The 26,249-nt window shown below is 63.2% G+C and carries 21 protein-coding genes and 1 tRNA gene; 11 read left to right on the top strand and 11 right to left on the bottom strand.

Annotation, left to right across the window (positions count from 1 at the left end):
* Positions 1 to 8: 8 nt before the first annotated feature.
* From ACFO5X_RS02300 to ACFO5X_RS02325, 6 genes are all read right to left on the bottom strand, one after another.
* Positions 9 to 2,753 (bottom strand): aminotransferase class I/II-fold pyridoxal phosphate-dependent enzyme, encoded by a 2,745-nt coding sequence (locus ACFO5X_RS02300; RefSeq protein ID WP_380715497.1) that lies wholly within the window; start codon positions 2,751 to 2,753, stop codon positions 9 to 11.
* A gap of 48 nt (positions 2,754 to 2,801) precedes the next feature.
* Positions 2,802 to 3,764, bottom strand: coding sequence for a carbon-nitrogen hydrolase family protein (locus tag ACFO5X_RS02305; protein ID WP_380715499.1), 963 nt, complete (start codon positions 3,762 to 3,764; stop codon positions 2,802 to 2,804).
* Between the two features lie 103 nt (positions 3,765 to 3,867).
* Complete coding sequence (locus ACFO5X_RS02310) at positions 3,868 to 4,293, bottom strand: universal stress protein (RefSeq protein WP_380715501.1); 426 nt, start codon at positions 4,291 to 4,293, stop codon at positions 3,868 to 3,870.
* Positions 4,294 to 4,304: 11 nt separating this feature from the next.
* On the bottom strand, positions 4,305 to 7,046 hold the full coding sequence (locus tag ACFO5X_RS02315; protein WP_380715502.1) for a TRAP transporter permease: 2,742 nt from the start codon (positions 7,044 to 7,046) through the stop codon (positions 4,305 to 4,307).
* A gap of 123 nt (positions 7,047 to 7,169) precedes the next feature.
* Positions 7,170 to 8,132, bottom strand: coding sequence for a TAXI family TRAP transporter solute-binding subunit (locus tag ACFO5X_RS02320; RefSeq protein ID WP_380715504.1), 963 nt, complete (start codon positions 8,130 to 8,132; stop codon positions 7,170 to 7,172).
* Positions 8,133 to 8,355: 223 nt separating this feature from the next.
* Positions 8,356 to 8,925 carry a cupin domain-containing protein gene (locus ACFO5X_RS02325; protein WP_417765071.1) on the bottom strand — a complete coding sequence of 190 codons (570 nt, stop codon included), beginning with the start codon at positions 8,923 to 8,925 and terminating at the stop codon, positions 8,356 to 8,358.
* 260 nt (positions 8,926 to 9,185) lie between these two features.
* Here ACFO5X_RS02325 and gabT point away from each other — a divergent pair, with 260 nt between their 5' ends.
* Positions 9,186 to 10,529, top strand: a complete 1,344-nt coding sequence (gabT, locus tag ACFO5X_RS02330) for a 4-aminobutyrate--2-oxoglutarate transaminase (RefSeq protein ID WP_380716362.1) — start codon at positions 9,186 to 9,188, stop codon at positions 10,527 to 10,529.
* Between the two features lie 243 nt (positions 10,530 to 10,772).
* Entirely contained in the window at positions 10,773 to 12,092 is a 1,320-nt protein-coding gene (locus ACFO5X_RS02335; RefSeq protein ID WP_380715507.1) for an aspartate aminotransferase family protein, read from the top strand.
* A 144-nt stretch (positions 12,093 to 12,236) separates the two neighbouring features.
* Here ACFO5X_RS02335 and ACFO5X_RS02340 read toward each other — a convergent pair.
* Positions 12,237 to 12,310 (bottom strand) — tRNA-Gly (locus tag ACFO5X_RS02340).
* Positions 12,311 to 12,774: 464 nt separating this feature from the next.
* Between ACFO5X_RS02340 and ugpB the strand changes: the two genes are divergently transcribed.
* The 5 genes from ugpB (at position 12,775) to htpX (ending at position 17,860) form a co-directional block, all read left to right on the top strand.
* Positions 12,775 to 14,082, top strand: a complete 1,308-nt coding sequence (ugpB, locus tag ACFO5X_RS02345) for a sn-glycerol-3-phosphate ABC transporter substrate-binding protein UgpB (protein ID WP_380715509.1) — start codon at positions 12,775 to 12,777, stop codon at positions 14,080 to 14,082.
* A gap of 36 nt (positions 14,083 to 14,118) precedes the next feature.
* The gene (gene ugpA, locus ACFO5X_RS02350; protein WP_380715511.1) at positions 14,119 to 15,000 is read left to right on the top strand and encodes a sn-glycerol-3-phosphate ABC transporter permease UgpA; all 882 of its coding nucleotides are present in this window, start codon (positions 14,119 to 14,121) and stop codon (positions 14,998 to 15,000) included.
* Between the two features lie 11 nt (positions 15,001 to 15,011).
* Entirely contained in the window at positions 15,012 to 15,848 is an 837-nt protein-coding gene (ugpE, locus tag ACFO5X_RS02355) for a sn-glycerol-3-phosphate ABC transporter permease UgpE (RefSeq protein WP_380716363.1), read from the top strand.
* A 3-nt stretch (positions 15,849 to 15,851) separates the two neighbouring features.
* Positions 15,852 to 16,868 carry a sn-glycerol-3-phosphate ABC transporter ATP-binding protein UgpC gene (gene ugpC / locus ACFO5X_RS02360; protein ID WP_380715513.1) on the top strand — a complete coding sequence of 339 codons (1,017 nt, stop codon included), beginning with the start codon at positions 15,852 to 15,854 and terminating at the stop codon, positions 16,866 to 16,868.
* Positions 16,869 to 16,957: 89 nt separating this feature from the next.
* Positions 16,958 to 17,860: a zinc metalloprotease HtpX gene (gene htpX / locus ACFO5X_RS02365; protein ID WP_380715514.1), complete on the top strand. Its 903-nt coding sequence runs from the start codon at positions 16,958 to 16,960 to the stop codon at positions 17,858 to 17,860.
* Positions 17,861 to 17,905: 45 nt separating this feature from the next.
* Here htpX and ACFO5X_RS02370 read toward each other — a convergent pair whose 3' ends face one another.
* Positions 17,906 to 18,904 carry a LysR family transcriptional regulator gene (locus tag ACFO5X_RS02370; protein WP_380715517.1) on the bottom strand — a complete coding sequence of 333 codons (999 nt, stop codon included), beginning with the start codon at positions 18,902 to 18,904 and terminating at the stop codon, positions 17,906 to 17,908.
* Positions 18,905 to 19,077: 173 nt separating this feature from the next.
* On the opposite strand from ACFO5X_RS02370, the gene ACFO5X_RS02375 reads away from it, so the two are divergent.
* From ACFO5X_RS02375 to ACFO5X_RS02390, 4 genes are all read left to right on the top strand, one after another.
* Positions 19,078 to 19,527, top strand: coding sequence for a tripartite tricarboxylate transporter TctB family protein (locus ACFO5X_RS02375; RefSeq protein WP_380715519.1), 450 nt, complete (start codon positions 19,078 to 19,080; stop codon positions 19,525 to 19,527).
* A 7-nt stretch (positions 19,528 to 19,534) separates the two neighbouring features.
* Complete coding sequence (locus ACFO5X_RS02380; RefSeq protein ID WP_380715521.1) at positions 19,535 to 21,088, top strand: tripartite tricarboxylate transporter permease; 1,554 nt, start codon at positions 19,535 to 19,537, stop codon at positions 21,086 to 21,088.
* A gap of 17 nt (positions 21,089 to 21,105) precedes the next feature.
* On the top strand, positions 21,106 to 22,074 hold the full coding sequence (locus ACFO5X_RS02385) for a Bug family tripartite tricarboxylate transporter substrate binding protein (protein WP_380715522.1): 969 nt from the start codon (positions 21,106 to 21,108) through the stop codon (positions 22,072 to 22,074).
* An 86-nt stretch (positions 22,075 to 22,160) separates the two neighbouring features.
* Complete coding sequence (locus tag ACFO5X_RS02390) at positions 22,161 to 23,363, top strand: CaiB/BaiF CoA transferase family protein (RefSeq protein ID WP_380715523.1); 1,203 nt, start codon at positions 22,161 to 22,163, stop codon at positions 23,361 to 23,363.
* A gap of 8 nt (positions 23,364 to 23,371) precedes the next feature.
* Here the strand turns inward: ACFO5X_RS02390 and ACFO5X_RS02395 are convergent, their stop codons facing one another.
* The 3 genes from ACFO5X_RS02395 to ACFO5X_RS02405 are packed head-to-tail and all read right to left on the bottom strand — an operon-like array spanning position 23,372 to position 26,208.
* Positions 23,372 to 24,655 (bottom strand): TRAP transporter large permease, encoded by a 1,284-nt coding sequence (locus tag ACFO5X_RS02395; RefSeq protein WP_380715524.1) that lies wholly within the window; start codon positions 24,653 to 24,655, stop codon positions 23,372 to 23,374.
* Entirely contained in the window at positions 24,648 to 25,175 is a 528-nt protein-coding gene (locus tag ACFO5X_RS02400) for a TRAP transporter small permease (RefSeq protein WP_380715525.1), read from the bottom strand. Before ACFO5X_RS02400 ends, ACFO5X_RS02395 begins: the two co-directional genes overlap by 8 nt.
* A 52-nt stretch (positions 25,176 to 25,227) precedes the next feature.
* Complete coding sequence (locus ACFO5X_RS02405; RefSeq protein ID WP_380715527.1) at positions 25,228 to 26,208, bottom strand: TRAP transporter substrate-binding protein; 981 nt, start codon at positions 26,206 to 26,208, stop codon at positions 25,228 to 25,230.
* Positions 26,209 to 26,249 lie beyond the last annotated feature (41 nt).

Consider the following 26,249-nt stretch of genomic DNA (forward strand, 5'->3'; position numbering starts at 1 on the left):
AACCCCTGTTATTTCGCCGCTTTTTTAAGTGCTGCGGCTGTGAAGACGCGCAGGCCCAGGTCGGGCCTGAAACCGTGGATTTCGCTGACGTCGAGCGCGCGCATGAAGGCCATGATCTCGCGGCTGATCACCTGCCCCGGGACCAGGATCGGGAAGCCCGGGGGATAGGGAATGATGAAGCCAGCGGAGACCAGTTCCTCGCCCGCCTGAAGCCGCTCCATCAGAAGGTCGTCGAGCGGGAGATAGTCGCAGTTGTCCTCGTCGTAGGAGAGGAAGAAGGCGGTGCGGATGTCGCCTTCGGGCGTGTCCGATCCGGAGCGGAAGGCGTCGTGGAAGCGCGAGAAGTCGGGCAGCGGCGGGACGTGTTCGACGAGGGCTGAGACGCGGTTGTCGAAGGAGCGGCGTTCCATCTTGGAGGCATCGTCGAGCAGGTCGTCGAGATCGCGCGCGATTTCGACCAGCACTTCGATCAGATAGGCGACGGAAGAGCGGGTGGTGCCGATGTTCGTCATGAACAGCACCGTGTTGCGCGAGGTCTTGTTGATCTGGATGCCGTATTTGTCCATCAGGATCTTGGTCTTGAAGGTATCCCCGTCCCAGCCGGTGCCCCCGACCGCCAGGGTGATCCGCGTGGCGTCGAGCACGAATTCGTCCCGGCTCCAGCTGCTCCAGATATCGGTCCAGCCCTGTTCGGCGTCGTAGTAGCTTTTGACGCCGCTTTCGCGATATTGCTCGGGTATCATGTCGCCCGCGGTCAGGACCTTGAAATACTTCTGAAGCAGGGGATGCGTGCCGACTGCGCGACGGATCGCCATGGCACTTTCGACCTGGCGCTGGACGAATTCGAAGCCTTCCAGCTCGACCTGCCGCCTGCCCACGTCGAGCGAGGCGATGATCTGGTAGTTGGGCGAAGTGGAGGTGTGGGTCATGTAGGCTTCGTGGAAGCTCTGCTCGACCTCGCCCTTGAAGTCCTGATCGTTGACGTGGATCATTGATCCTTGCCGCAGCGAGGTCAGGGTCTTGTGCGTGGATTGGGTGGCATAGACCCGCACCCGCGCGTCCGGCGGCGGAATGAGACGGGTCTTCATCAATTTTTCGTCGTCGGCGTCCTTCAGCCGGGCCTGCTGTGCCTCATAGGCCTTGGCGTGTTCGGGCGTGCGCAGGCGGACGCGCAAATTGTTGGCGACGTTCATCGCGGTGCGCTGTCGGTAGGTCGGGCCGAAGCGGGCGAAGGCGAACCAGGCCTCGTCCCAGAGAAAGACGAGATCCTTCTTGATGGCGAGGCATTCCTCCATCACCCGTTCGACGTTGTAGACGATGCCGTCGAATGTGCAGTTGGTCAGGAGAACCATGCGCACGCGATCCAGCTTGCCGTGAGCCTTTAGGTTCAGCAGCGTGTGCTTGATCTCGGAGACGGGCACCGCGCCATACATCGAATATTCGTTGAGCGGATAGCTGTCCATGTAGACGACATTCGCACCGGCCAGCACCATGCCGTAATGGTGCGACTTGTGACAGTCACGGTCGACCAGGACGATGTCGCCGGGGCGGACAAGGGCCTGCACCACGATCTTGTTGCAGGTCGAGGTGCCATTGGTGGCGAAGAAGGTCTGCTTGGACCCGAAGGCCCGCGCCGCCATGTCCTGGGCTTCCTTGATAGGCCCCTTGGGTTCCAGAAGGGAGTCGAGGCCGCCCGAGGTGGCGGAGGTTTCGGCCAGGAAGATGTTGGGCCCGTAGAAGGCGCCCATGTCCTGGATCCAGTGCGAGCGGGTGATGGATTTTCCGCGCGAAATCGGCATGGCGTGGAAGACGCCGGTGGGCTGTTTGGAATATTCCACCAGAGCCGAGAAGAAGGGCGTCTTGTAGCGGCGCTGGACGCCGCGCAGGATGTTCAGGTGCAGTTCGAGGAAGTCTTCCTGGTTGTAGAAGACCCGGCGGCAGCGGCCGAGATCCATACCGGCGATATCTTCCGCCGAGCGGTCGGTGATGAGATAGGCATCCAATTCGGGCCGCACCTTGGCGATCAGGCGGCAGGCCTCGGGGCCCAGATCGCCGGGAGCGAGACCTTCGACATCCTCGTCGTCTCCAACCCGGTTGAGATATTGCGTCAGCAGCGGCAGGTCGTTCTTGGACTTCAGCGCAAGGCCAGGACGCACCACGACGGCCTGGACATTGTGGTTGAAGAGAATGCCCATCAGCGCGTCTTCGAGGCTGGGCACGACGACCGGTTCGTAGAGGAACGGGTCCTCGGCCCGGCGCACCCGGTGCAGGTTCGAGCGCAGGAAGCGTTCCTGATGCTCGTTCACATTATCGACGATCAGCACCTCGAAGTAGGGCCTGCCCATAGCCCGGGCTTCGGGTGGCAGGTTGCTCTCGTCTTCGTAGTCCTCCGTATCCGTGTCTTCGGTCGAGAGCGGAATCGACCGGCGCCGGTAGGCTCCTGAGGTCAGAGCCCGCGCGATCCGGCGGACCGAAACGGCCAATTCGTGGATGTTCCGGGCCTCGAACTGCCGGCGGAGCATGTCGAAGGAATGGCGGCCGGGGAAGGCCCAGTAGGCCTCGATGGGTGCCAGCGAGGCGAAAAGCGCCTCGGCGGTGGCCACAAGCTTTTTGCCCTGCCGGCCTTCCAGCCCGTGAAGGCTGAGCGACTCGGTGGTTTCCCTCAGCGAACTCCAGCGGTCGGCGCGAAGTTGCGTGGCGCTGTAGTAGTCGCCGACGGAGGAGATGCTGGCAGGTTTGGTCTGCTGGTTCATGCGGTCTTCCTCTTCTTCGCGCCGATAAGGGCCGGCGCCTGCCCTATGTCATGGCGATCCGGTGCGCCCCTTGAACATGGGTACGGCGGCCGTTCCGGGCTGGACCTCGCGCGCGAGCGCGGTGCGAGGGTCAGTCATGTCGACCCCCGCGCGCGAGCCCTGTCGCTGCGCCTCGAGCGGGCCGAGAGTGTAAAGATAGGCGTCGGAGCCGCTGGTGCGGTCGTAGACGGGAAACTCTGCCTCGCGGTCGCGGAAGGACTTGAGCACCTGTCCGAGGCCCTTGAGACCCGCCTCGCGCTGGCGGCGGACGAGATCGAGGTCAACCTCGATGGGGAACATGTCCTCCTGCCCCGCCGACTGGTGCAGGACCGTGGCCGAGGGGTCGACCACAAGCGAGCGCCCTACCCCGCCCGCGCCCAGACCGTTGACGTCGAAGACGTAGCACTGGAACTGGGCGGCGGTGGCCCGTGCGATGGCGATTTCGGCATCGCGGTCGGTGGTTCCGGTGAGAACCGGGTGCAGCAGCACCTCGACCCCCATGCTGGTGAGCTGGCGGGTGGTTTCGGGGAACCAGATGTCATAGCAGATCGACAGGCCGAAGCGGCCCACGTCGGGAACGTCGAAGACGCAGAAGTCGCTGCCGCCGGTGATGCCCGCCTCGTAGGGCCGGAACGGGAACATCTTGCGGTAACGGGCGACGATCTCGCCCTGCGGGTTGATCACGACCGAGGTGTTGTAGATGTGCCCGTCCTCCGCCTTTTCGAACATCGAGCCGGGGATCAGCCAGATGCCGTGGCGGCGGGCGTCCTCGCGGAACTGGTCGATGGCGTCGTTCGGGAAGGGCTGGGCATACTGATCGAGCGGGCCATAGGGGGCGAGTTCCGAGAACAGGACCATTTGCACCCACGGGAAGCGGGCCATCAGGATGTCGATCCGGTGGCGTATGCCTTCGACGTTGGAAGTGAGCGCGGCGACGTGCATCTGCACGCCGGCGATCGCGAAAGGAGTCATATGTTGCGGGTCTCCGAAATTTTGCGCTACCTCCCTCTGTTCGTTTTTTGGCCGGCCCGATCCCGTCCAGGACCATGCCGGAGGGCCGAGACTACCGTATTGGTCAGCGAACCACCAGCACCGGGCGGTCGGCGTGGCGAACGACCTTGTCGGCGTTCGAGCCGACGAGCAGCGTGCCGAGGTCTCCGGGCGGGTGCGAGGCGATGACGATCAGGTCGGCGCCAAGTTTTGCCGCCTCCTTCAGGATCGTTTCCGGCACATGGCCGTGGCCAACGTGGACATGCACGCGTGCATGGCCTGCGAGGTGGGAAGCCTGGAAGGCTTGCAGACCGCTTTCCATTTCTGCCAGGGCCTTTTCCTCGAAGCCGACCGGCAGGTAGGCCGCGACCATTGCCGCACCGAGGTCGTGCACGATGCCGAGCAGGTGAATTTCGCCGCTGTCGCCGGCGCAGTTCAGGGCGGCCGGCAGCGCCTTGGTCCAGCTTTCGGGGTGGTTGAGGTCGATGGGGAGCAGAACCTTGTCGAACATGGGCATCTCCTTCACGCCGTCGCGGGTTCGCGCCGGCCAATCCGGGCACGTTGCAGCATGACCACCAGCGCCAGCAGCAGCAGCGCGGGGATGAACATCCAGTATTTGGACGGCGGATCGGCAGGAACCATGACGCTCTGGATTTTCTGATCCCAGTCAAAGCCGGCTTCGGCGGCGGGGCTCCCGAAGGCGACGTTGTCGATCACCACCTCGTCGCCATTGACGACGTATTCCATCCCGGCGGCGTTGAGTTTTTCCGCTCCCGTCGCGCCCTCGCCGAGGGGCAGCAGCGCAACGAAAGTGACAGGATCGCCGACCGAGTTCACGCCCGCCACCTGCAATCGGATGTCGGTTCCCGGCGGCACGTCGGCCACCGCCTGTTCGATCTGCGCAGGCGCGACGGTGTCAAAGGGCGGATAGATCATGTCCATCCAGAAGCCGGGCCGGAACAGGGTGAAGGCGACTAGGAGCAGCGCGATGGATTCGTAGAAACGGCTGGAGACGAGGAACCAGCCCTGCGTCGCGGCGGCAAACAGCAGCATCGCTGCCGTGGCCACGATGAAGATGAAGATGCCATGCGCCCAGTCCACGTTGATCAGCAGCAGATCGGTATTGAAGATGAACAGGAAAGGCAGCGCGGCCGTGCGCAGCGAGTAGAAGAAAGCGACGACGCCGGTCTTGATCGGATCGCCGCCGGAGACGGCCGCCGCGGCGAAGGATGCCAGTCCCACGGGGGGCGTCACGTCGGCCATGATGCCGAAGTAGAAGACAAAGAGGTGGACCGCGATCAGCGGGACGATCAGCCCGTTCTGCTGGCCGAGGGTGACGATGACCGGGGCGAGCAGCGCCGAAACCACGATGTAGTTTGCGGTCGTGGGCAGGCCCATGCCGAGGATCAGCGACAGGATCGCGGTGAGGACCAGGATGGCGAGCAGGTTGCCGCCAGACAGAACCTCGACGACATCCGCCAGTGCCGAACCGACGCCGGTCTGGCTGACCGCGCCCACGATTATGCCGGCGGTGGCAGTCGCGATGCCGATGCCGATCATGTTGCGGGCGCCGGCGACCAGTCCCTCGATGAGATCCTTGACGCCGGCCATGAAGGTGCCAGTCCGGCTGGCCCCCCGCAGCATGGCCATCAGCGGCCGCTGGGTCAGCAGAATGAACACCATGAAGGCCGCCGCCCAGAAGGCCGAAAGGCCGGGTGAGAGGCGATCGACCATTAGCGCCCAGACCAGCACCACAACCGGCAGGAGGAAGTGCAGGCCGGCGCGGATGGTGGGACCGGGCAGCGGCAGCTTGGTGACCGGTGCGTTGGGGTCTTCCATCTTGAGCGGCGCCTCGCGCGAGGCGATCCAGAGCAGGCCGACATAGACCGCCACCAGCAGGGCGAAGATGATGTAGCCTGCGGTTTCCGGGAAGGCAGGGCGGATCCAGCCCATGCCGTAGTAGACCGCGAAGGACAGCGCGCAGATCACCGCGATGGTGAAGGCAAGGCTCATCAGCCAGACCAGCCAGGGCTTGGGCGCGGTGGCGCGCGGCAGACCTTCCATGCCGGCCTTCTGGGCCTCGAGGTGGACGATATAGACCAGAGCGATGTAGGAGATGATCGCCGGGATGAAGGCGTGTTTCACCACGTCGAAATAGGGGATACCGACATATTCCACCATCAGGAAGGCGGCGGCGCCCATCACCGGCGGCATGATCTGGCCGTTGACCGAGCTAGCCACTTCGACGGCGCCGGCCTTTTCGGCCGAGAAGCCGACCCGCTTCATCAGCGGGATGGTGAAGGTGCCGGTGGTGACGACGTTGGCGATGGAGGAACCGGAGATGAGACCGGTCATGGCCGAGGAGACGACCGCGGCCTTGGCAGGACCGCCGCTCATGTGACCCATGAGCGAGAAGGCGACCTGGATGAAGTAGTTGCCGGCCCCCGCCTTGTCGAGCAGCGAGCCGAAAAGGACGAAGAGGAAGACGAAGGAGGTGGAGACGCCCAGCGCGATGCCGAAGACGCCTTCGGTCGTGATCCACTGGTGGTTGACGATCTCGGAGAGCGAGTTGCCCTTGTGGGCGATGATGTCGGGCATCCATGGCCCGAGCACGGTGTAAAGCAGGAAGATCGAGGCGACGATCATCAGCGCGGGGCCAAGCGCCCGGCGGGTCGCTTCGAGCAGGATCAGGATGCCGATGACGGCGACAACGTAATCCTGGGTGATCGGAGCGCCGACGCGGTTCGCGATGTCACGATAGAAGAAGAAGAGATACAGCGCCGACAGCGCTCCGACGATGGCGAGCGCCCATTCCCAGACGGGCACACGATCCTTTGGCGAACCGAGGAGGACGGTCGCCACGACGAACAGCGCGGGAAGCGGGATCCACCAGATGGGCGTGCCGTCCTTGGCAGAGATCATGAAGAGCGCCGCGAGTGCCAGCGGAACGATGACGCCCAGAGCGATCTGGAAGGTGCTGCGCGCGGCAGGAAAGGCGATGATGCCGAGGAAGATCGCAAAGCCCAGATGGATCGAACGGGCCAGAGTATCGTTGAAGAGCCCGAAGGGCGAGGCGATGTAGAGTTGAAACAGGGACCAGCAAAGCGCCACGACAAGGAGCAGAAGCCCGACGGCGCCGGTGGGACTGCGCCCGCCGGTATCTGAGGACGCGACGAGTTCGTCGAGTTCCGACTGACTGAGTCCCCCCTTGCCCGCGGCCTCGGCTTCAACCGCGGCCGCCTGAAACTGGTCGTTGTCGCTCATGATCGGTCCCCACTGTTCCCTGTTGTGACGTCATTTGCCGTGCTCTTCGGCCGGCTGCGCCTTTTAGTGGAGCGGTCCCGCCGGGACGGAACCGCCGGTCTTGTCAGGTCCGTTCAGGCCGGGTCAGTTGATCCAGCCGCGTTCCTTGTAATACTTCTCGGCCCCCGGATGCAGGGGAGCGGACAGACCGTCCTTGATCATTTCCTCTTCCTTGAGGTTGGCGAAGGCCGGATGCAGGCCCTTGAAGCGGTCGAAATTGTCGAAGACCGCCTTGACCACGGTATAGACCACGTCATCTGGCACATCCGCGGACGTCACGAACGTGGCCTTCACGCCGAAGGTTTCCACATCGTCCGCGGTACCGTTGTAGAGTCCGCCGGGGATCACCGCCTTGGCGTAGTACGGATTGTCAGCGACAAGTTTGTCGATCGCTTCGCCGGTCACGGGAATCAGCTTGGCGTCGACGGTGGAGGTGGCCTCCTGGATCGACCCGTTGGGATGGCCGACGGTGTAGATGATCGCATCGACCTTGTTGTCACCCAGCGCGGCCGACTGTTCGGCGGGCTTGAGTTCGGAGGCCAGGGCGAAGTCCTTGTCGGATTTGCCCATCGCGTTCAGCACGACGTCCATGGTAGCGCGCTGGCCCGAGCCCGGGTTGCCGACGTTCACGCGCTTGCCGAAGAGATCCTCGAAGGTATTCACGCCGGAATCGGCACGGGCGACCACGGTGAAGGGTTCACCATGCACCGAGAAGACGGCGCGCAGCTTGTCGAATTTCTGCCCTTCGAACTGCGAGGTGCCGTTGTAGGCGTGGTATTGCCAGTCGGACTGGGCGACGCCCATGTCCATGTCGCCCGCCTTGATCGCGTTGATGTTGGCGATCGACCCACCGGTGGACGGGGCGGTGCACTTCAGCCCGGTCTTTTCGGTTTCACGGTTCACCAGGCGGCAGATCGACTGCCCGACGACGAAGTAGACACCCGTCTGACCGCCGGTGCCGATGGTGATGAACTTCTCTTCGGCCGAGGCGGCCTGCGTGCTGAGCGTTGCAGCCAGCGCAAGGCCGGTCATATTCAGAAACTTCATGCGTCTCTCCCTTTCATTTTGCGATTAATTGAAACATATCGCGATTTATTGTCTCGTCCAGCGCCGAAACCAAAAGGAATGGCGCAATTGAATGACTTGACCCTAACAGATTCGGCTCTTGACACAACCGACTGGCGAAATCGGCCGTCCAGCAGGTCGAAAACGACACGGATCGGCGAAAAGAGACATGCGCTTTGCTCATATGTGAGAGCCTTGTCGCATGTCAGAATGTGGGTGGGGTGCAGGCGCTGACGACGACGCAATCCGTCTCGCCGATGTTGCGGAACCGGTGCGGCAGACGGCTGTCGAAGAGATAGCCGTCGCCGGGATTAAGCACGCGGACCTGATCGCCCACAGTCACCTCGACAATCCCCGAAACGACGATCCCGGCCTCTTCGCTTTCGTGGCTGAGCATGTCGGGACCGGTGTCCGCCCCCGGCGGATAGGTTTCGTGGAGCACCATCAGCGAATGGCGCGAGGCGTCGCCGAGCTGACGCAACGAGACACCCTTGGCGCCGTTGCCGAGGCCGATGGACTGTGGCGCGAGTTCGGTGAATTCGCCGGCGCTGTAGAAATACTTGGGGACCTCGGCGGTCTCGACCTCGGAGAAGAACTCGGACATCGTCATCGGGATCGCGTCGAGCAGCCGCTTCAGCGAGGCAACCGATGGGCTGGACTTGTTCTGCTCGATCAGAGAGATTGCCCCGTTGGTCAGCCCCGCCCGTCCGGCGAGATCGCGTTGCGACAGCCCGCGGGTCTCGCGCACGGCTTTGAGTCGGCCTCCGATGTCCAAGGGCAGTCCTCTCATCAGGTGTTTGAAATACTCACCGGCGCCATCCGTACCGTCAAGCCCCATTCGCGGAACTATCTCAAATAGTTCAATTATCCTGCGTGTTTTTCGTGCAGCGGCTCTGAGATGCAAAATCTTTGACAAGAAAACTAAGCATCAATATGATTATTCTAATCGCTCGCTGAGACTCGTACAGAAAGGATCTCCCGATGCCCGCGAAGGCCAAGACCAGAAAGTCTGCCCCCGCAAAAACCGCCGCCGCAATGGCCGCAGCCGCCCCGATGGCAGCTGCTGCACCGGGCAGCAATGCAGCCCTGCTCGCGCGCCGCGAGGCCGCCGTGGCCCGTGGCGTGGCCTCGGCCGCGCCGATCTTTGCCGGTCGGGCCGAGAATGCCGAACTGTGGGATGTCGAAGGAAAACGTTACATCGACTTCGCCGGCGGCATTGCGGTGCTGAACACCGGTCACCGCCATCCCGGCGTGATCGCCGCCGCGAAAGCGCAAGAGGATCTTTATACGCATACCTCGTTCCAGGTTGTGCCCTACGAGCCTTATGTCGCCCTGGCTGAGAAGCTGAACGCGCTGGCGCCCGGCGATTTCGCCAAGAAGTCTCTGCTGGTCACCACCGGCGCCGAAGCGGTGGAAAACGCCGTGAAGATTGCCCGCGCCTATACCGGTCGGCCCGGCGTGATCGCCTTTAGCGCCGGCTATCATGGCCGCACGCTGCTGACACTGGGACTGACTGGCAAGGTGACGCCCTACAAGAAGGATGTCGGCCCCTTCCCGTCCGACATCTTCCGCGCCCCCTTCCCGGATGCCCGCAACGGCGTGACGGTGGAAGACGCGCTGAAGGCGCTGGACATGCTGATGCTGACGGATGCCGACCCGTCGCGCATCGCCGCGATCATCCTGGAACCGGTGCTGGGCGAAGGCGGCTATCATCCGGTTCCGACCGAGATGTGGCAGGCGCTGCGGGCGATCTGCGACAAGCATGGCATCCTGCTGATCGCTGACGAGATACAGTCGGGTTTCGCCCGCACCGGCGCCTGGTTCGCAATCCAGCATTCCGGCGTTGTGCCCGACCTGATCACGGTCGCCAAGTCGATGGCCGGGGGCTATCCGATTGCCGGCGTTATCGGCCGGGCCGAGGTTATGGATGCGCTCGCCCCCGGCGGGCTGGGTGGAACATATGGCGGCAACCCGGTGGCCTGCGCCGCCGCGCTCGCCGCCATCGAGGCGATCGAGACCGAAGGGCTGCTGGCGCGGTCGACCGCAATCGGTGACTCGCTGCGGGCACGGTTCTCGGAGATGGGCGCCCGCGTCGCGCCGTTCCGGATGTGGGACATCCGTGGGCTGGGCGCGATGCTGGCGGTCGAGTTCGTGACCGACTTCGACACCGCGACGCCCGATGCCGCGCTGACCAAGTCCGTGATCGCAAACGCGCTGAAGCGCGGGCTGATCCTGCTGTCCTGCGGGATGCATGGCAATGCCGTGCGGATCATGGTCCCGATCACCGCGCCGGACGCGATCATCGAGGAAGGCATGGCGATCTTCGAGGCCGCTCTGGCGGACGCGATTGCCGCCGAGCAGAAATTGGCAGCCGAGTAAGGCTCCAGAGTGACGAACCGGAAGGGCGCCCTGTCGGGCGCCCTTTTTTTCGTCGCGCAGAACCCTGCGGCGGACCGTTAGCACCTCCGGAGCGGGAGACGTTCAGCGCGGGGTTTACCACGGGATTTGTGACGCAAGAGGAAGACCCAGACGCGAGGCGCCCTGCCCCGCACGTCGGGGCGGAAATGGGGTTAACACCGCCCCGCGCCAGGACTACTGTCGGCCGGAAAAAGGAGACCCGCGATGTCCCATGTCTTTCCCCGCCATTCCAAGCTGAACCCGCCTGTCGCCGTTGGCGGCGAGGGCTGCTATCTGATCGATTCGACGGGCAAGCGCTATCTTGACGGATCGGGCGGCGCGGCGGTGTCGTGCCTTGGGCATGGCGACCGCGAAATCGCCGAGGCGATCAAGGCGCAGATCGACAAGCTGGCCTTCGCGCATACCGGTTTCTTCACTTCTGAACCGGCGGAGGCGCTGGCCGACCTGCTGATCGAACATGCCCCCGAAGGACTGGACCGGGTGTATTTCGTCTCTGGCGGATCAGAAGCGACCGAGGCAGCGATCAAGCTGGCGCGGCAGTATTTTGTCGAAAAAGGCGCACCGGAGCGCGGCAAGCTGATCGCGCGCAAGCAGAGCTATCACGGCAATACCATCGGCGCGCTGAGCGCAGGCGGCAACGCCTGGCGGCGGGCGCAGTTCGGGCCATTGCTGCTGGACGTCAGCCACATCGACCCGTGTTACGAATATCGCCTGCGGCGCGAGGACGAGAGCGCCGAGGCCTATGGTCTGCGCGCAGCGCAGGCGCTGGAGGACGAAATCCTGAGGCTGGGCGCCGAGACGGTGATGGCCTTCATCGCCGAACCCGTGGTGGGCGCGACGGCAGGGGCGGTGCCGCCGGCGCCGGGCTATTTCAAGCGGATCCGCGAGATCTGCGACAAATACGGGGTGCTGCTGATCCTGGACGAGGTGATGTGCGGCATGGGACGGACAGGAACTCTTTTCGCCTGCGAGCAGGACGGTGTGGCACCCGATATCCTGTGCATCGCCAAGGGTCTGGGCGCCGGCTATCAGCCGGTGGGCGCAATGCTCTGTTCGGGCGAGATATACGACACCATCGCCAACGGCACGGGCTTCTTCCAGCACGGGCACACCTATATCGGCCATCCGGTGGCGACGGCAGCCGGGCTGGCCGTGGTGCGGGCGCTGCTGGATCGCGGGCTGGTAGGCCGGGCGGCGACGCAGGGCGAGAAGCTGATGGCCAAGCTGACCGAACGGTTCGGGCAGCACCCGCATGTGGGCGACATCCGCGGGCGGGGCATGTTCCGCGGCATCGAACTGGTGTCCGATCGCGACAGCAAGACGCCGTTCGATCCGTCAAAAGGCGTGGCCGGCAAGATCAAGAAGGCGGCCTTCGAGGCGGGACTGATCTGCTATCCGATGTCGGGGACGATTGACGGCAAGTCCGGCGACCACGTCCTGTTAGCGCCCCCCTTCATCATCGAGGATGACCAGCTGGACGAGCTGACGGACAAGCTGGCCCTGGCGATCTCGGCCGCGATCTAGCCGAAGCGGGTGTTCGCCTGGCATCAGGATGTACAGTTTGATTGGATTCGGAGGATTTTCCGACGGCAAATGCCGCGCCATATACCGAGGTGATGGAACCCCCGAGGGTGGGTGCCATCACCTATCTCGACGACCGAATGGATTTGGAGCGGGCGGCGGGAATCGAACCCGCGTCTTTAGCTTGGAAGGCTAAGGTCTTACCATTACACAACGCCCGCTCTGTGAGCCATGAAGTATTTCACCTCTCCCAGGACGTCAAGTGGCGGGGAAGGCGGGCGGTTGACCGCTTTCAACAAGTTTATTGTCGCGCCGCGAGCGAGAGAGAAGAACCGTAGCGCCTGCGGATGGAGGCGCTGCAGATTGCGGGGCCATGCGGTTCGGGACGTTTCGTGGCGTTCGGGCGTCAGCGAAGCGGTCATGGTGACGTCCGATCCGCGGTTCCCCGTTCGCCAGCCGGGCGTGGCAGACGTTTATTCACAAACACGCCCTCGCCCCCAGCATGAGCCGTCGTGGCAATAGTCACGACAACGCCATTGCCGAAAGCGTCTTCCGGCGCAGGGAGGCGGAGAACAGAGTACTCGCCGACCGATTTTGTCACGCGCCTTTCATCTTGCTGTTGCAGTTTGCAAGAATCGCAACCCGCAAGATATCGTCCTATAAGGACTTCAGGGAGGACTACATCATGATCAAGACATTCGCCGGAGCTGCAGCAGCGGCCATGGCTCTTTCCACAGGCGCCTGGGCGCAGACGGAAATCCAGTTCTGGCACGCCTTCACCGGGCGTCTGGGCGAGTTGGTCGCAGCGCAGGTCGAAGGCTTCAATGCGTCCCAGAGCGATTACTCTGTCGTGGCGAACTTCAAGGGGAATTACTCAGAGACGCTGAATGCCGGTATCGCGGCGTTCCGCGCCAAGGAACAGCCGCACATCCTGATGGTCTTCGAGGTTGGCACCGCCACGATGATGGCCGCCAAAGGGGCGATCAAGCCGATCTATGAAGTGATGGCGGAGTCCGGCGCGGAGTTCGACGCAGATGCCTATATCGGCTCGGTCAAGGGCTATTACACCTCGGCCGACGGGCAGATGCTGTCGCTGCCGTTCAATTCGTCGACCCCGGTGCTGTGGGTCAACAAGGACGCGCTTTCGGCGGCGGGGATCGATCCGGCGGTCGATTTGTCGACATGGGAGAAGGTTGGCGAGGTTCTGGACAAGCTGAAGGCCTCGGGCCACGCCTGTCCGCTGACCACCGCCTGGCAGAGCTGGATCCATCTTGAGAACCTGTCGGCCTATCACAACGTGCCTTTCGCCACAAAGGACAACGGATTCAGCGGGCTGGATGCGGAACTGGCGTTCAATGCGCCGCTTCAGGTCAAGCACATCCAGACGATGGGCGACTGGGCCAAGGACGGCAAGTTCATCTACAAGGGCCGCCGCAACGAGGGCGGTGCGGACTTCCGCGCCGGCACCTGCGCGCTGTTCACCGAAAGCTCGGCCGGCTACGCGGGGATCAAGTCGGAAGCGAAGTTCGCCTTTGACGTGCGGCCCCTGCCCTATTGGGAAGGCACGGAAGGCGCGCCTCAGAACACCATCATCGGCGGTGCCTCGCTCTGGGTAATGACCGGGCATGAGGCCGAGGATTACAAGGGCGTCGCGGCCTTCCTCAACTATCTCTCCTCGCCCGAGGTGCAGGCCAAGTGGCACCAGGACACCGGCTATCTGCCGATCACGGTGGCGGCCGGCGAGCTGACCCGCGAACAGGGCTTCTACGAGGCCAATCCCGGCACGGATATCGCCGTGAAACAGATGACCGCCAAGGAACCGACCGCCAATTCCAAAGGCATCCGGCTGGGCAACTTCGACCAGATCCGCGGCATCATCGACGAGGAACTGGAAGCGGTCTGGGCCGGCGACAAGGACGCGCAGGCGGCCTTGGACACCGCGGTTCAGCGCGGCAACGAACTGCTGCGCCGGTTCGAGCAAGCCAACCGCTGAGACCGATGGCGGGGGCGTAGGCCCCCGCCGTTTCACATGGAAAAGCGCGTAACCTTCAAGGGCTGGCTGGTGCCCCTGCTGCTCCTGCTGCCGCAGGTGGCGGTTACGGCCGTGTTCTTCTTCTACCCGGCCGGACAGGCGGTCTGGCAGTCGCTGTTCATTCCGGACCCTTTCGGGCTGTCGTCGCGTTTTGTCGGGCTCGGCAATTTCGAGTATCTGCTGGGCGACCCCTACTATCGAGCCTCCTTTGTCACAACGGCCGTGTTTTCGGGGCTGGTCACAGTCGTTTCGATGGGCGTCGCCTTGTACCTTGCGGTCCTCGCCGACCGTCTGATCAAGGGATCCGGCACCTACCGAACTCTTCTGATCTGGCCCTATGCGGTAGCCCCGGCGGTCGCGGGCGTACTCTGGATGTTCATGTTCAACACGCGCGTCGGCGTGGTGGCCTGGTATCTCGGGCTGCTTGGGTATGACTGGAACCACGTCCTGAACGAGGGCGAAGCGATGGGCCTGGTCGTTGTGGCCTCGGCCTGGGGGCGGATCAGCTACAACTTTCTGTTCTTCCTTGCCGGGCTGCAGGCGATTCCGCGGTCGGTGATCGAGGCGGCGGCGATCGATGGTGCCCGGTTCTGGACCCGCTTCCGCACGATCGTCTGGCCCCTGCTGTCGCCGACGACCTTCTTTCTGCTGGTCGTCAACGTTGTCTATGCCTTCTTCGAGACCTTCGGGGTGATCCACACGATCACCAGCGGGGGGCCCCAGCAGGCCACGACCATCCTGGTCTACAAGGTCTTCAAGGACGGCTTTGTCGGTCAGGATCTAGGCGGATCGGCGGCGCAATCGGTCATCCTGCTGCTGCTGGTCGGCGCGCTGACGGTGATCCAGTTCCGCTTTATCGAGCGAAGGGTTCATTACTGATGCGTGACGGTATGGTCGAAAAGCGCGGAGCCGGGCTGTGGTTCACCCACTTCGGACTGATCGTCGGCGTGATGGTGATCTTCTTTCCGATCTGGCTGGCCTTCGTCGCCTCGACCGTCAGCCAGCCCGAGATTGTCAGCCCGCCGATGCCGCTCTGGCCGGGCGACCAGTTCCTGGAAAACTATCGCAAGGCGCTGGTGTCGGGGATCAACGCGCCGGTGGCGCTGATGCTGCTCAATTCCCTGATCATGGCCGTCGGCATCGCCGTCGGGAAGATCGTGATCTCGCTGCTGTCGGCCTTTGCCATCGTCTACTTCCGTTTTCCGGGCCGCAAGCTGTTCTTCTGGCTGATCTTCTTGACCCTGATGCTACCGGTCGAGGTGCGGATCGTGCCGACCTATGAGGTGGTCGCCGGGTTCGGGATGCTGAACAGCTATTCCGGCCTGATCTTCCCGCTGATCGCCTCGGCGACGGCGACCTTCCTGTTCCGCCAGTTCTTCATGACGGTGCCTGACGAGCTGGCCGAGGCCGCCCGGGTGGACGGCGCCCGCCCGATGCGGTTCTTCTGGGACATCCTCCTGCCGATGAGCCGGACCAATATCGCGGCGCTTTTCGTGATCTTGTTCATCTACGGCTGGAACCAGTATCTCTGGCCTCTGCTGATCACCACCGATCCGTCCATGAATACGATTGTCATGGGCATCAAGCAGATGTTCCCTGCGGGCGACGATGTGGCCGAGTGGCCGGTAATCATGGCGACCTCGATCCTGGCGATGCTGCCCCCCGTGGTTGTCGTCGTGTCGATGCAGAAGCTTTTCATCCGCGGCCTTGTCGACAGCGAGAAATAATCGATGGCAACCCTGACGATTTCCAACGTGACGAAAACCTTTGGCAAGACCGAGGTGATCCACGGCGTGTCGATCGACGTGGCCGACGGGGAGTTCATCGTGATCGTCGGGCCTTCGGGCTGTGGCAAGTCCACCCTGCTGCGCATGGTGGCGGGGCTGGAGACGGTCACATCGGGCGAGATTTCCATTGCCGGACGGCGCGTGAACGATGTCGAGCCCATGGACCGTGACATTGCGATGGTGTTCCAGAATTACGCGCTCTACCCGCATATGAGCGTCTTCGACAACATGGCCTATGGGCTGAAGATCGCCGGGACCGCGAAACCCGAGATCGAGGAGCGCGTGGCGCAGGCCGCGCAGATGCTGCAGCTTGAGCCTTACATGGCGCGCAAGCCGCGCGAGTTGTCCGGCGGGCAGCGGCAGCGCGTCGCCATGGGGCGGGCCATCGTGCGCAAGCCGGCGGTTTTTCTGTTCGACGAGCCGCTGTCGAACCTGGACGCCAAACTGCGGGTTCAGATGCGACTGGAGATCAAGGAGCTGCAGAAACGGCTTGGGATCACCTCGCTGTATGTCACCCACGATCAGGTCGAGGCGATGACCCTGGCCGACCGGATGATCGTGATGAATGCCGGGCGCGCCGACCAGATCGGTGCGCCGCTCGAAGTTTATGCCGACCCCGCCACGGAATTCGTCGCGGGGTTCATCGGCTCGCCCGCGACGAATTTCCTGCTCGGAGCGGCGCTGGGTCGCTCAGGCGTGGCGCGGATCGGCGTGCGGCCCGAACATGCCAGCGTGACCGGGGCAGGACAGGGCCGGATCGACGGCACCCTGATCTTTGCCGAGGCCCTTGGAGCCGAGACCCTGCTGCACCTCAGGCTTGCCGGAGGAGAGATGTTTACCGTGCGGCAGGACGGCACCGCGCCGCTGCCTGAGGAAGGCGGGGCCTGTGCCGTGACCTGGGACGAAACGCGCGAATTCGACTTTGCAGAAGACGGAAGGCGCCTGCGCCCCGGACGCTGAAGCACCAGAGCACGGCGCACGCCCTTGCAGATATCCTTGACAGATCCATATCTCATCGGTGACCGCCAATAGGGGTTTCGGAGACAAGCATGGGCTATGTGAAGACAGCGATGCTGATGGCGGCGATGACGGCGCTCTTCATGGGTGTCGGATATCTGCTGGGCGGATCGGGCGGCGCGGTTATGGCGCTCGTGGTGGCCGCCGCCATGAACGCGATGACCTGGTGGAACTCGGACCGCATGGTGCTGAGGATGCACAATGCGCAGCCCCTGGCACCGAACGATCGCATGGGTCTGCATGCCCTTACGGCAAACCTGGCGCGCAATGCGGGCCTGCCTGCGCCCAAGGTCTATCTGATCGACACGCCCCAGCCCAATGCCTTTGCCACCGGTCGCAACCCATCCAATGCCGCCGTCGCCATCACGTCGGGCCTTGTGCGCAGCCTGTCGCGGGAGGAGCTGGCCGGCGTGATCGCGCACGAGCTGGCGCATATCCGCAACCATGACACGGCGATCATGACCGTGACCGCCACATTTGCCGGTGCGATCTCGATGCTTGCCAATTTCGCCATGTTCTTTGGCGGATCGCGCGAACGGATGGGCGTACTGGGCTCGCTCCTGATGATGTTTCTGGCCCCGCTGGCTGCGGCGCTCGTTCAGATGGCGATCAGCCGGACGCGGGAATATGCGGCTGACAAGGCCGGAGCCGAGATATGCGGGCAGCCCCTTTGGCTGGCCTCGGCGCTGGAGAAGATCGCCATGGGTGCCGCGCGTATCGACAACGATACCGCCGAGCGCCATCCGGCCACCGCGCATATGTTCATCATAAATCCGCTGCATGTACACAAGCGGGACAACCTTTTTGCGACCCATCCGGCGACCGAGAACCGGGTCGCAGCGCTGCGCGCGATGGCCGGCCGCGGCGGCGCGGCACCGACGGGCAGCGGCGAAAGGCTTTCTGAAAGCCGTGTCCCGAAGGTGCGCCGCCACTGAGACCGCAGATCCGGCGTGACCCGTGATCCGGAGATCCTGCCTGGCTCAGGGTGAATCGGCGTCCCCTGCGATGATGGTTGCCCTTCCGTCGCTGCGCGCCCCCTGACTGTCGCCCTCGCATACCGCCATCAAGGCGCTGCGCAAATGATGGATGGCCGGCAAGTGATCGCTCTCGTGCAGGGTGACGAAGCATATCCGGATCGGCGGCAGCGACAAATCCGGTGTCACAAGCGGAACGATCCTGTTTCCGGCGACCTCTGTTTCCAGCAGCACTCGCGGCACGCAGATCAATACGCCGGTCTCTACAGCCAGACAGAGCTGCGAAATCGGATCGGCGCCGACCTCTATGGCTGGCAGCGGTGCAGGCACCCCGCAATTGCGGAAGGCCGTTTCGATCGAGCTTCGGTTGTTCGTTTCTGCGGAGGGAAGCGCCCAGGGCCATCCGGCAAGTTCCGCAGCCGAAACCTGATGGCGCGACGCCAGCGGATGATCGACTGAGCAGGCCACGACCAGACCGGTTTCGGTCAGCGGTTCGTATCGCAGCAGATCGGCGATTGGCACCGGCATCGTCGCCCAATCGACGCGTCCCACGTAGCAGTCCAGCTCCCCGTCCAGCAGCCCGGAGACCATCGTTCCGACCGTTCCCGCGGCAAGCCTCACCCGGATATCCGCGTCGGAGACGCTCAAGTGACGCAAGGCGGAGGGGATGAGTTTGTAGAGACAGGCCGGATTGGTGCCGACCCGTACGACCGTGGGCTTGTCCGTGCGCAATTCCAAGGCGAGTTGGTCGAAGATCGCGAGGCCTGCCTTCGCCCGCTGCAAGGCCACCCTGCCGACGGGGGACAGCACCGCCCCGCGCACAGACCGCTCGACGAGGGTCGCACCGAAGGCATATTCGAGATCCTTCAACATTTGCGAGACAGCCGGTTGGGTGAGGTTCATCGCCTCGGCCACGGCGCGCAGGGACTTGTGGCGGTCGATGAGTTCCAAAAGGCGGAGCTGGCGCAACCGCAGATGATCGAGATGGGGAGACGATTGAAGCATAAGGAATACCTATCACATTCAAGAATCTTTCGACTATTCCTTTTCGCTCGGTGTCAGTAGGCCTGACGCGGAGGAGAATGCGGCATCGGGCGTTTCCCGAAGCTGGCAGAGGAGAAGCGCGCCGGCCGGTCTGATTGGCCCTGCCTGTGCGGTTGGCAGACGGGAGGACAGGCATGAAACGAGCGAACCTCGTCTCGGGGGCGCTGCTGGCGGCATTCGGATTGGTAATGCTGATCTTCGTGGTGCCCGCACAGATCGAAGCGGCGCCAGACGGCTATGTCTCGCCGCGCCTCGTGCCTAATATCGCCCTGATCCTGATCGTCGGGCTTTCATTGCTGCTGGTGATCAAGAGCCTGCGCCCGACCAGGGACGGCGGGACAGGGCCGAATGGCGTCTTTTCGCGCGGCGAGATGGTTGCGCTGATCAAGATCGCTGCCGTGTTCGCGATCAGTCTGACCGCCTTCATTCTGGGTTCGTCGCTTCTGGCCGGGATCCTTCTGATCCTGGGAACGCTCGTACTTCTCGGCGAACGTCGCCCTGCAATTCTGTTTCTGATGCCGGCGAGCCTTATGCTGGCCGTCTGGGCGCTGTTCTACAAGCTGCTCGGCAGCCCGATCGTGTGAGCCTGTCATGGAGCAACTGATCGTCGGATTTCAGAACGTCATGACGCCTTCAACCCTGTTCTGGGTGACGGTTGGCGTTACGCTTGGGTATGTGCTGGGGGCGCTGCCTGGGCTGGGCAAGGCGACCGGAATTGCGGTCGCCATACCGATGACATTCTATCTTGCTCCGGTCGCGGCCATCGCGCTGCTGATTGGCATCGCCAAGGGAAGCGCCGCAGGGAGCGCGGTTTCGGCGATCCTGCTGAATACACCCGGCGAGCCCTCATCGGCGCCGACCGCGCTGGACGGATATCCGCTGGCACGTCAGGGCAAGGCACAGAAGGCGCTCAAGATGGGGCTGTTCGCCTCGGTGATAGGAGATTTCCTGTCGACCATCGTGCTTATCGCGCTGGCCGCCCCACTGGCACATTACGCCCTGCTGATCGGGCCGGTGGAACTGTGCAGCATACTTCTGTTCTCGCTGACCTTCATCGGTGGCCTGGCCGGACGCTCGATGCTCAAGGGGCTGATTGCCGCCGCCTTCGGCGTGCTGTTCGCGACGGTTGGGATCGAGACCGAGACCTTCATCCCGCGGCTGACCGTCGGACTGCTGGAACTTGACGACGGGATTTCGCTGGTACCGATGGCCATTGGCATGCTGGCTGTCGCTGAAATGATCCTACAGGCCGGCAACGCGCAAAAGATCGACAGGGAGGCCACGGCGATCACCGATGGCGCCTCGCCCGACGACCGTCGGGTGACACCGGCCGAATGGCGCCGTTGTCTGCCGGTCATCGGGCGCGGCACGCTGATCGGTTGTATTGTGGGGATCCTGCCCGGATTGGGGGCCAGCGTCGGTTCATTCCTGTCCTATGGTGCGACACAGAGGGCCTCCAAAACGCCCGAGGCTTTCGGCACCGGCATGATAGAAGGTGTGGCCGCCGCCGAAAGCGCAGACAATGCTGTGGTTCCGTCGAGTTTTGTCCCGCTGTTCGCGCTGGGGATTCCGGGCAGCGTGATCGCTGCCATCCTGATTGCCGCCCTGACCCTGCATGGAATGACCCCGGGCCCAATGATGTTTGTGGAGCAGCCGCAACTGGTGGCCGATCTCTATGCCGCCATGCTGTGCGCCAGCGTGATCCTGCTGATCGTGGGATATGCCGGCCAGAGGATATTTGCACAGGTCATCCGGGTGCCGGTCCGGCTGATCATTCCGGTGGTCCTGTTCCTGTGCTGCATCGGCGCCTATATGGAAACCAACAGCCTGTTCTCCATTTATGTGATGCTGGCCTTTGCGCTGCTGGGCTTTTTCGCGCGCAAGCTCGAGTTCTCCTTTGTCACCTTCCTGATCGGCTTCGTGATCGGACCAAATCTTGAGCTGACCTTCCGCCAGTCGCTGCAAATTCTCGACCACGATCTGATGCGCCTGCCCGGCCATCCCATCGCGCTGGTCTTCGGCGCGCTGACGGTCGCGACCGTCCTCTGGATCAACCACAGCAACATGCGCGCCGCAGCATCGAAAGCCGGCTCCAGCGCGAGCCGTACCGACCGGACCGCCAATACCGAACATACGCAGATCTGAAAACGGGAGAAAAAGACATGCACAAGACCAAGAGACGAACATTCATCGGATCCGCCAGCGCCGCCCTGCTGGCATTGGCAGGGTTGGCTGCTGGAAGCGCCCTTGCCGGAGACTATCCGGACCGCCCGATCACCATGTTCGTGGGCTACAAGGCCGGAGGACAGACCGATCTGGTCGGACGCGGTGTGGCCCGGGTACTGTCAGAGCAGTTGGGCGTTCCGGTCAACGTGGTCAACAAACCCGGCGGAGGCGGAATCCTGGCCGCCCATGAACTGCAGAAGGCCGCACCCGACGGCTATACCGTTCTGTTTCACTCCAACAGCGTGGTGAACTCCGAGCCCTTCATGCTCAAACGTGTGACGTTCAAGCCTGACGATTTCGAGTATGCCGGGATGATCACCGCCTACCAGGTGGGTTTGGCGACCCAGAAGGACGCCCCCTACGATACCGTGGCGGAGTTTGTCGCATGGGCGAAGGAAAATCCCGGGTTCAGCTTCGGATCGCTGAGTCCTACGGCTCGGATGACCATGGAAGTGCTCGCCAAGCAGGAGGGACTTGATGTCAATATCGTGCCCCTCAAGGGCGGCGGGGACATGATGAACGCGCTTCTTGGCAATCAGGTCGCCCTGGTTCTGTCGGGAGGCATTCATTACAAATATCCCGATCAGCTCAAGACCATCGCCGCGCTGACCACCTTCCGCCATCCCTCGGCCCCCGATGTCGAGACGATCAACGAGGCCGGCTATCAGCTCGGGATGGATTCGCGTACCACGCTCATGCTGCCCAAAGGCACACCGCGGGCGGTGCTGGAACGGCTGAGCAACGCCCTGAAGGCCGCCGAGACCGACGCCGATTTCGCCAAGATCGTCGGCGCCGCGGAAATCCCGATTCTCTACAAAGATCTGGATGAGGCCACGGCCGAGATGCAGCAGAGCTATGAAAGCAACAAGGCGATCTTCGAGGCCGCCGGCATCACCCCGCAGTGACGGCGGCCTTGTCCTGACATCTGTCTGGCGGACCGGCCCTTCCGGTCCGCCCTTTCCAAAATACACTCCCGACAAAGAGGCGACCCATGTTCAAGCCGCTTGAAGGCGTTCGCGTGATCGATCTGAGCCAAGTCCTGGCCGGACCCTATGCCACCTACCAGCTTGCCCTTCTGGGGGCCGAGGTCATCAAGATCGAGAAGCCGGGAGAGGGCGACTGGACACGTGTCGGCGGACCGCTGCCCGATCTGGCGGAACGCCGCATGGCACTGGGGTTCCTCGGTCACAATGCCGGGAAGAAATCCGTCACGGTCGATCTGAAGACACCGGAAGGCATTGCACTGGTCCGGCAGCTGGTCGCCAGCGCCGATATCTTTGTCGAGAATTTCAAGCCCGGAGTCGCAGAGCGGCTGGGCCTGGGGTTCGAGGCACTGAAAGAGATCAACCCGAAACTCGTGTTCTGTTCGATCTCTGCCTTTGGCCAGGATGGTCCATTCAGCCACCGTCCAGCCTATGACCATGTCATCCAGGGCATGTGCGGCATCATGCTGACCACCGGCAAGCCGGGAGACGGCCCGGTCAAGGTGGGCGCGCCCTATATCGACTATGCCACCGGAATGAATGCAGCTTTCGCGATCCTGGCGGGTCTGCGCGAGACCGAGCGCACCGGGGCGGCGGTGCAGGTGGACGTCGCCATGCTGGATACGTCCCTGATGCTCATGGCCTCGCTGATGAGCACGCATCTGACCACCGGGTGGAAACCGGTTCAGAACGGAAACGAGGCTTGGAGCGCCAGCCCCTCCTCCGGGGCCTTTGCCACGGCGGAGGGTGTGCTGATGCTGGCTGCCAATCACGACATCCAGTTCCGCAACCTTTGCCGTGCCATCGCGCGGGACGACATCCTGAGCGACCCCCGATGGAACACGCCGGCAGATCGTCACAAGAACTGGAAGGACCTGCGCGAAACGCTGGAAGAGACTTTCCGCACCCGACCCGCGGCCGAATGGGAAGACATCCTGGCCACCGCCGCTGTGCCCGCTGGCCGGGTGCGCGGCATGGATGAGATTCTGGCCGAGCCGCAGATTGCCGTGCGTGGGCTGACGCATGAAATCCGGGTAGAGGGCCATAACGCGCCTGTTCACATTCCGGCCATGAGTTTCAAGGCGAATGGCCGGATTTCCACACCGGACTTGCCGCCTCCCACCCTGGGCGCGGATACGGAGGCCGTCTTGCAGGCAGCCGGCGTGTCGCGCGAGCAGTTTGACATGCTACGCCGCGCAAAGGTCGTCTGAGTGAAATCCTAGAAGCCGCTTACCTTCGGCAGCCAGGTCGACAGAAACGGCACGAAGGTGATCGTCAGCAGGGCGGCCGCGAGCGCCAGGAAGAACGGCGGCATCTCGCGGATCAGGGTCGAGGGTTTCAGTCCGACAGTCGAGGAGACGACGAAGATCAGGCTCCCGACCGGTGGCGTTGTCAGGCCGAGCGTCAGGTTGACGATCACAATGATCGCGAAATGGTTCGGGTCGATCCCAAGCGCCAGGCTGATCGGCGCGAGGATCGGAACGAGGATCATCACACCCGGCAGAGGGTCCATGAACAGGCCGAAGACGAGCAGGAGCACGTTGACCGCAAGCAGGAAGGCAATCGGCGACAGGTCCCAGGAAATGATCGTCTCGGCGAGGAATTGCGGCACGCCCTCGATGATCAGGACCCAGGCGAAGGCGCGCGCCGCTCCGAGGATCAGCAGCACCGCTCCCGAGGTCAGAGCCGCGCGCAGCACGATGCCGGGCAGATCGCGCAGCCGCAGGGAACGGTAGACGAACATGCCGACGAGAAGGGCGTAGAAGACCGCGATGACCGAGGCCTCGGTCGGTGTGAAGACGCCAAAGCGGATGCCGCCGACGATCAGCACGATCAGGAGCAGCGCGGGCACCGCATAGATGGCGATTTTCACAATCTCGGCCAGAGCCGGCATCGGCTCTCCCGAGGCGTAGTTGCGCCGCTTGCTGACCTGCGCATTGGCCACCAAGACCATCAGGGTGATCAGCAGACCCGGCAGGACACCGGCCATGAACAGAGAGCCGACCGACACCTGCTGATCCTGCATCGCGTAGATAATCATGGTGATCGACGGGGGGATAATCGGCCCCACGACCGCGCTGGCAATGGTCAAGGCGCCGGCATAGGGGCGGTCATAGCCCCCCTTTTCCATCATGCGGATCATCATCGTGCCAGGGCCTGCCGCATCTGCCAGCGCGCTGCCGGAAATGCCTGCGAACATCGCGGAGCTGATGACGTTGGCATGGCCGAGACCGCCGCGCATGTGGCCGACGAGCGATTGCGCCAGGCGAAGGATGGCCTGGGTCACGGCGCCGCCGGTCATGATCTCGGAAGCGAGAATGAAGAAGGGCACCGCGAGCAGCGGAAAGCTGTCGAGGCCCGAGAACATCTCTTTCACGACGACGAGATGCGGATAGGTCGACGCGAGGCTGATCGCAGCAAAGACCGCGATGGCCATGGCAAAAGCCACCGGGAGGCCAAGCGCCAGAAGCAGGAAAAGGGCGGGAAAGAGGATCTCAGCCATTGGCGCCGCCCGGCAGAGCGCCGTGATCGGTGCCGGAATCTCCAAGGTGCTTGTAGTCACCGGCAAGGATGAAGGGGCGCGCGATCAGCAGCAGATGCACGATCAGCAGCGCAAAACCGACCGGCATCGCCGCATAGACGTAAAGGAAGGGAAGCCGCAGGGCGGGGGTGACCTGATACTGCATCCGCTGGGCGTATTGCCAGCCGACCTGAACCATGAAGGCGAAGAAGACCAGCAGGATCAGCACGATGGCCGCGCGGAGCAGCTTCTGCCCGGTCTTGGGCAGACTGTCCTGCAGGTTGGTGATTGCCACATGACCGCCGATGCGCAGGATCAGCCCGGCCCCGGTGAACGTCAGCCAGATCATGAGATAGCGCGCCACCTCGTCCGCCCAGGGCAGCGAATGGGACGTGAGGTAGCGAAGGGAGATATTGGCGCCGACGACGATGGCCATGCCCGACAACATCAGGATCAATGCCCAGCCGTTCAGGACGACGAAGGTCTGCTCGAGCCGTTTCACAGGGCGCCCCCGGAAGATGCACCGGCGCCCCCTGGGCGCCGGTGCGCAGGTCTCACTTGAAGTTCACGATCGAGTCGACGAGGTCCTTGCCATAAGTGTTGTAGTACCCTTCGTAGGCAGAGGCGATCGACGCCTGGAATTCGGCCTTTTGTTCGGCCGACAGTTCGTTGACTTCCATGCCGCGCTCTTTGAGCGTTTCAACGCCGGTCTTCTCGACATTGTCGACATAGCCGCGCATTGCGGCGACCGCTTCCTTGCCGGCCTTCTCGAAGGCGGCTTTCTGTTCGTCGGTCAGACCATCCCAGAAGGGCTTGGACACCAGCAGCATGGCCGGCGAATAGACGTGGCCCGAGAGGGTCAGATACTTCTGGACCTCGTTGAGCTTTACCGAAACGATCACCGAGAGCGGGTTTTCCTGACCGTCGATCACGCCCTGCTGCAGCGACGAGACGACTTCCGGCCAGGCCATCGGGGTCGGCGCCGCACCCATGGCGTTGAAGGCCGCCAGGTGAACCGGGTTCTCCATCGTGCGGATCTTCAGGCCTTCCACATCGGCCGGCGTGTGGATCGGATTGCGGTTGTTGGTGATGTGGCGGAAGCCCTGCTCTCCCCATGCTAGACCGTGCAGACCGACATCATCGAACTTGGTCAGGATATCCTGTCCGATGGGCCCGTCCAGCACGGCGCGGGCATGGGCCAGGTCACGGAAGAGGAAGGGGATGTCGAAGACGCCAGTGTCGGGCACGAAGTTGGCCAGGGTGCCGGAGGAAACGATGGTCACCTCGACGGTGCCCAGTTGCAGGCCCTCGATCACTTCGCGCTCGCCGCCGAGACCGGAGGACGGAAAATGCTTGAACTCGAAGGCATCGCCGGTTTCCGCCTTAACGACTTCTTCAAGTTTCGCTGCGGCGACACCGTAGTGGCTGTCGGGCGCCAGTGCATATCCGATCTTCACTTCGGTTTGCGCGAGCGCGGGCAGGCCCATTGCAAGAAGAACGCCGGCAGAAGCCAGGCCGCGGGTTACGAAAGTCATGGAATTCCTCCCTTTAAAGGTCCATCGTTGCTACACAAGGC

The sequence above is a fragment of the Seohaeicola nanhaiensis genome, assembly GCF_042654245.1.
GTDB lineage: Bacteria > Pseudomonadota > Alphaproteobacteria > Rhodobacterales > Rhodobacteraceae > Seohaeicola_A > Seohaeicola_A nanhaiensis.

Coding starts and splice junctions, on each gene's coding strand:
- ACFO5X_RS02300 (WP_380715497.1), bottom strand. CDS start 2,753: ATGAACCAGCAGACCAAACCTGCCAGCATCTCCTCCGTCGGCGACTAC.
- ACFO5X_RS02305 (WP_380715499.1), bottom strand. CDS start 3,764: ATGACTCCTTTCGCGATCGCCGGCGTGCAGATGCACGTCGCCGCGCTC.
- ACFO5X_RS02310 (WP_380715501.1), bottom strand. CDS start 4,293: ATGTTCGACAAGGTTCTGCTCCCCATCGACCTCAACCACCCCGAAAGC.
- ACFO5X_RS02315 (WP_380715502.1), bottom strand. CDS start 7,046: ATGAGCGACAACGACCAGTTTCAGGCGGCCGCGGTTGAAGCCGAGGCC.
- ACFO5X_RS02320 (WP_380715504.1), bottom strand. CDS start 8,132: ATGAAGTTTCTGAATATGACCGGCCTTGCGCTGGCTGCAACGCTCAGC.
- gabT (WP_380716362.1), top strand. CDS start 9,186: ATGGCCGCAGCCGCCCCGATGGCAGCTGCTGCACCGGGCAGCAATGCA.
- ACFO5X_RS02335 (WP_380715507.1), top strand. CDS start 10,773: ATGTCCCATGTCTTTCCCCGCCATTCCAAGCTGAACCCGCCTGTCGCC.
- ugpB (WP_380715509.1), top strand. CDS start 12,775: ATGATCAAGACATTCGCCGGAGCTGCAGCAGCGGCCATGGCTCTTTCC.
- ugpA (WP_380715511.1), top strand. CDS start 14,119: ATGGAAAAGCGCGTAACCTTCAAGGGCTGGCTGGTGCCCCTGCTGCTC.
- ugpE (WP_380716363.1), top strand. CDS start 15,012: ATGGTCGAAAAGCGCGGAGCCGGGCTGTGGTTCACCCACTTCGGACTG.
- ugpC (WP_380715513.1), top strand. CDS start 15,852: ATGGCAACCCTGACGATTTCCAACGTGACGAAAACCTTTGGCAAGACC.
- htpX (WP_380715514.1), top strand. CDS start 16,958: ATGGGCTATGTGAAGACAGCGATGCTGATGGCGGCGATGACGGCGCTC.
- ACFO5X_RS02370 (WP_380715517.1), bottom strand. CDS start 18,904: ATGCTTCAATCGTCTCCCCATCTCGATCATCTGCGGTTGCGCCAGCTC.
- ACFO5X_RS02375 (WP_380715519.1), top strand. CDS start 19,078: ATGAAACGAGCGAACCTCGTCTCGGGGGCGCTGCTGGCGGCATTCGGA.
- ACFO5X_RS02380 (WP_380715521.1), top strand. CDS start 19,535: ATGGAGCAACTGATCGTCGGATTTCAGAACGTCATGACGCCTTCAACC.
- ACFO5X_RS02385 (WP_380715522.1), top strand. CDS start 21,106: ATGCACAAGACCAAGAGACGAACATTCATCGGATCCGCCAGCGCCGCC.
- ACFO5X_RS02390 (WP_380715523.1), top strand. CDS start 22,161: ATGTTCAAGCCGCTTGAAGGCGTTCGCGTGATCGATCTGAGCCAAGTC.
- ACFO5X_RS02395 (WP_380715524.1), bottom strand. CDS start 24,655: ATGGCTGAGATCCTCTTTCCCGCCCTTTTCCTGCTTCTGGCGCTTGGC.
- ACFO5X_RS02405 (WP_380715527.1), bottom strand. CDS start 26,208: ATGACTTTCGTAACCCGCGGCCTGGCTTCTGCCGGCGTTCTTCTTGCA.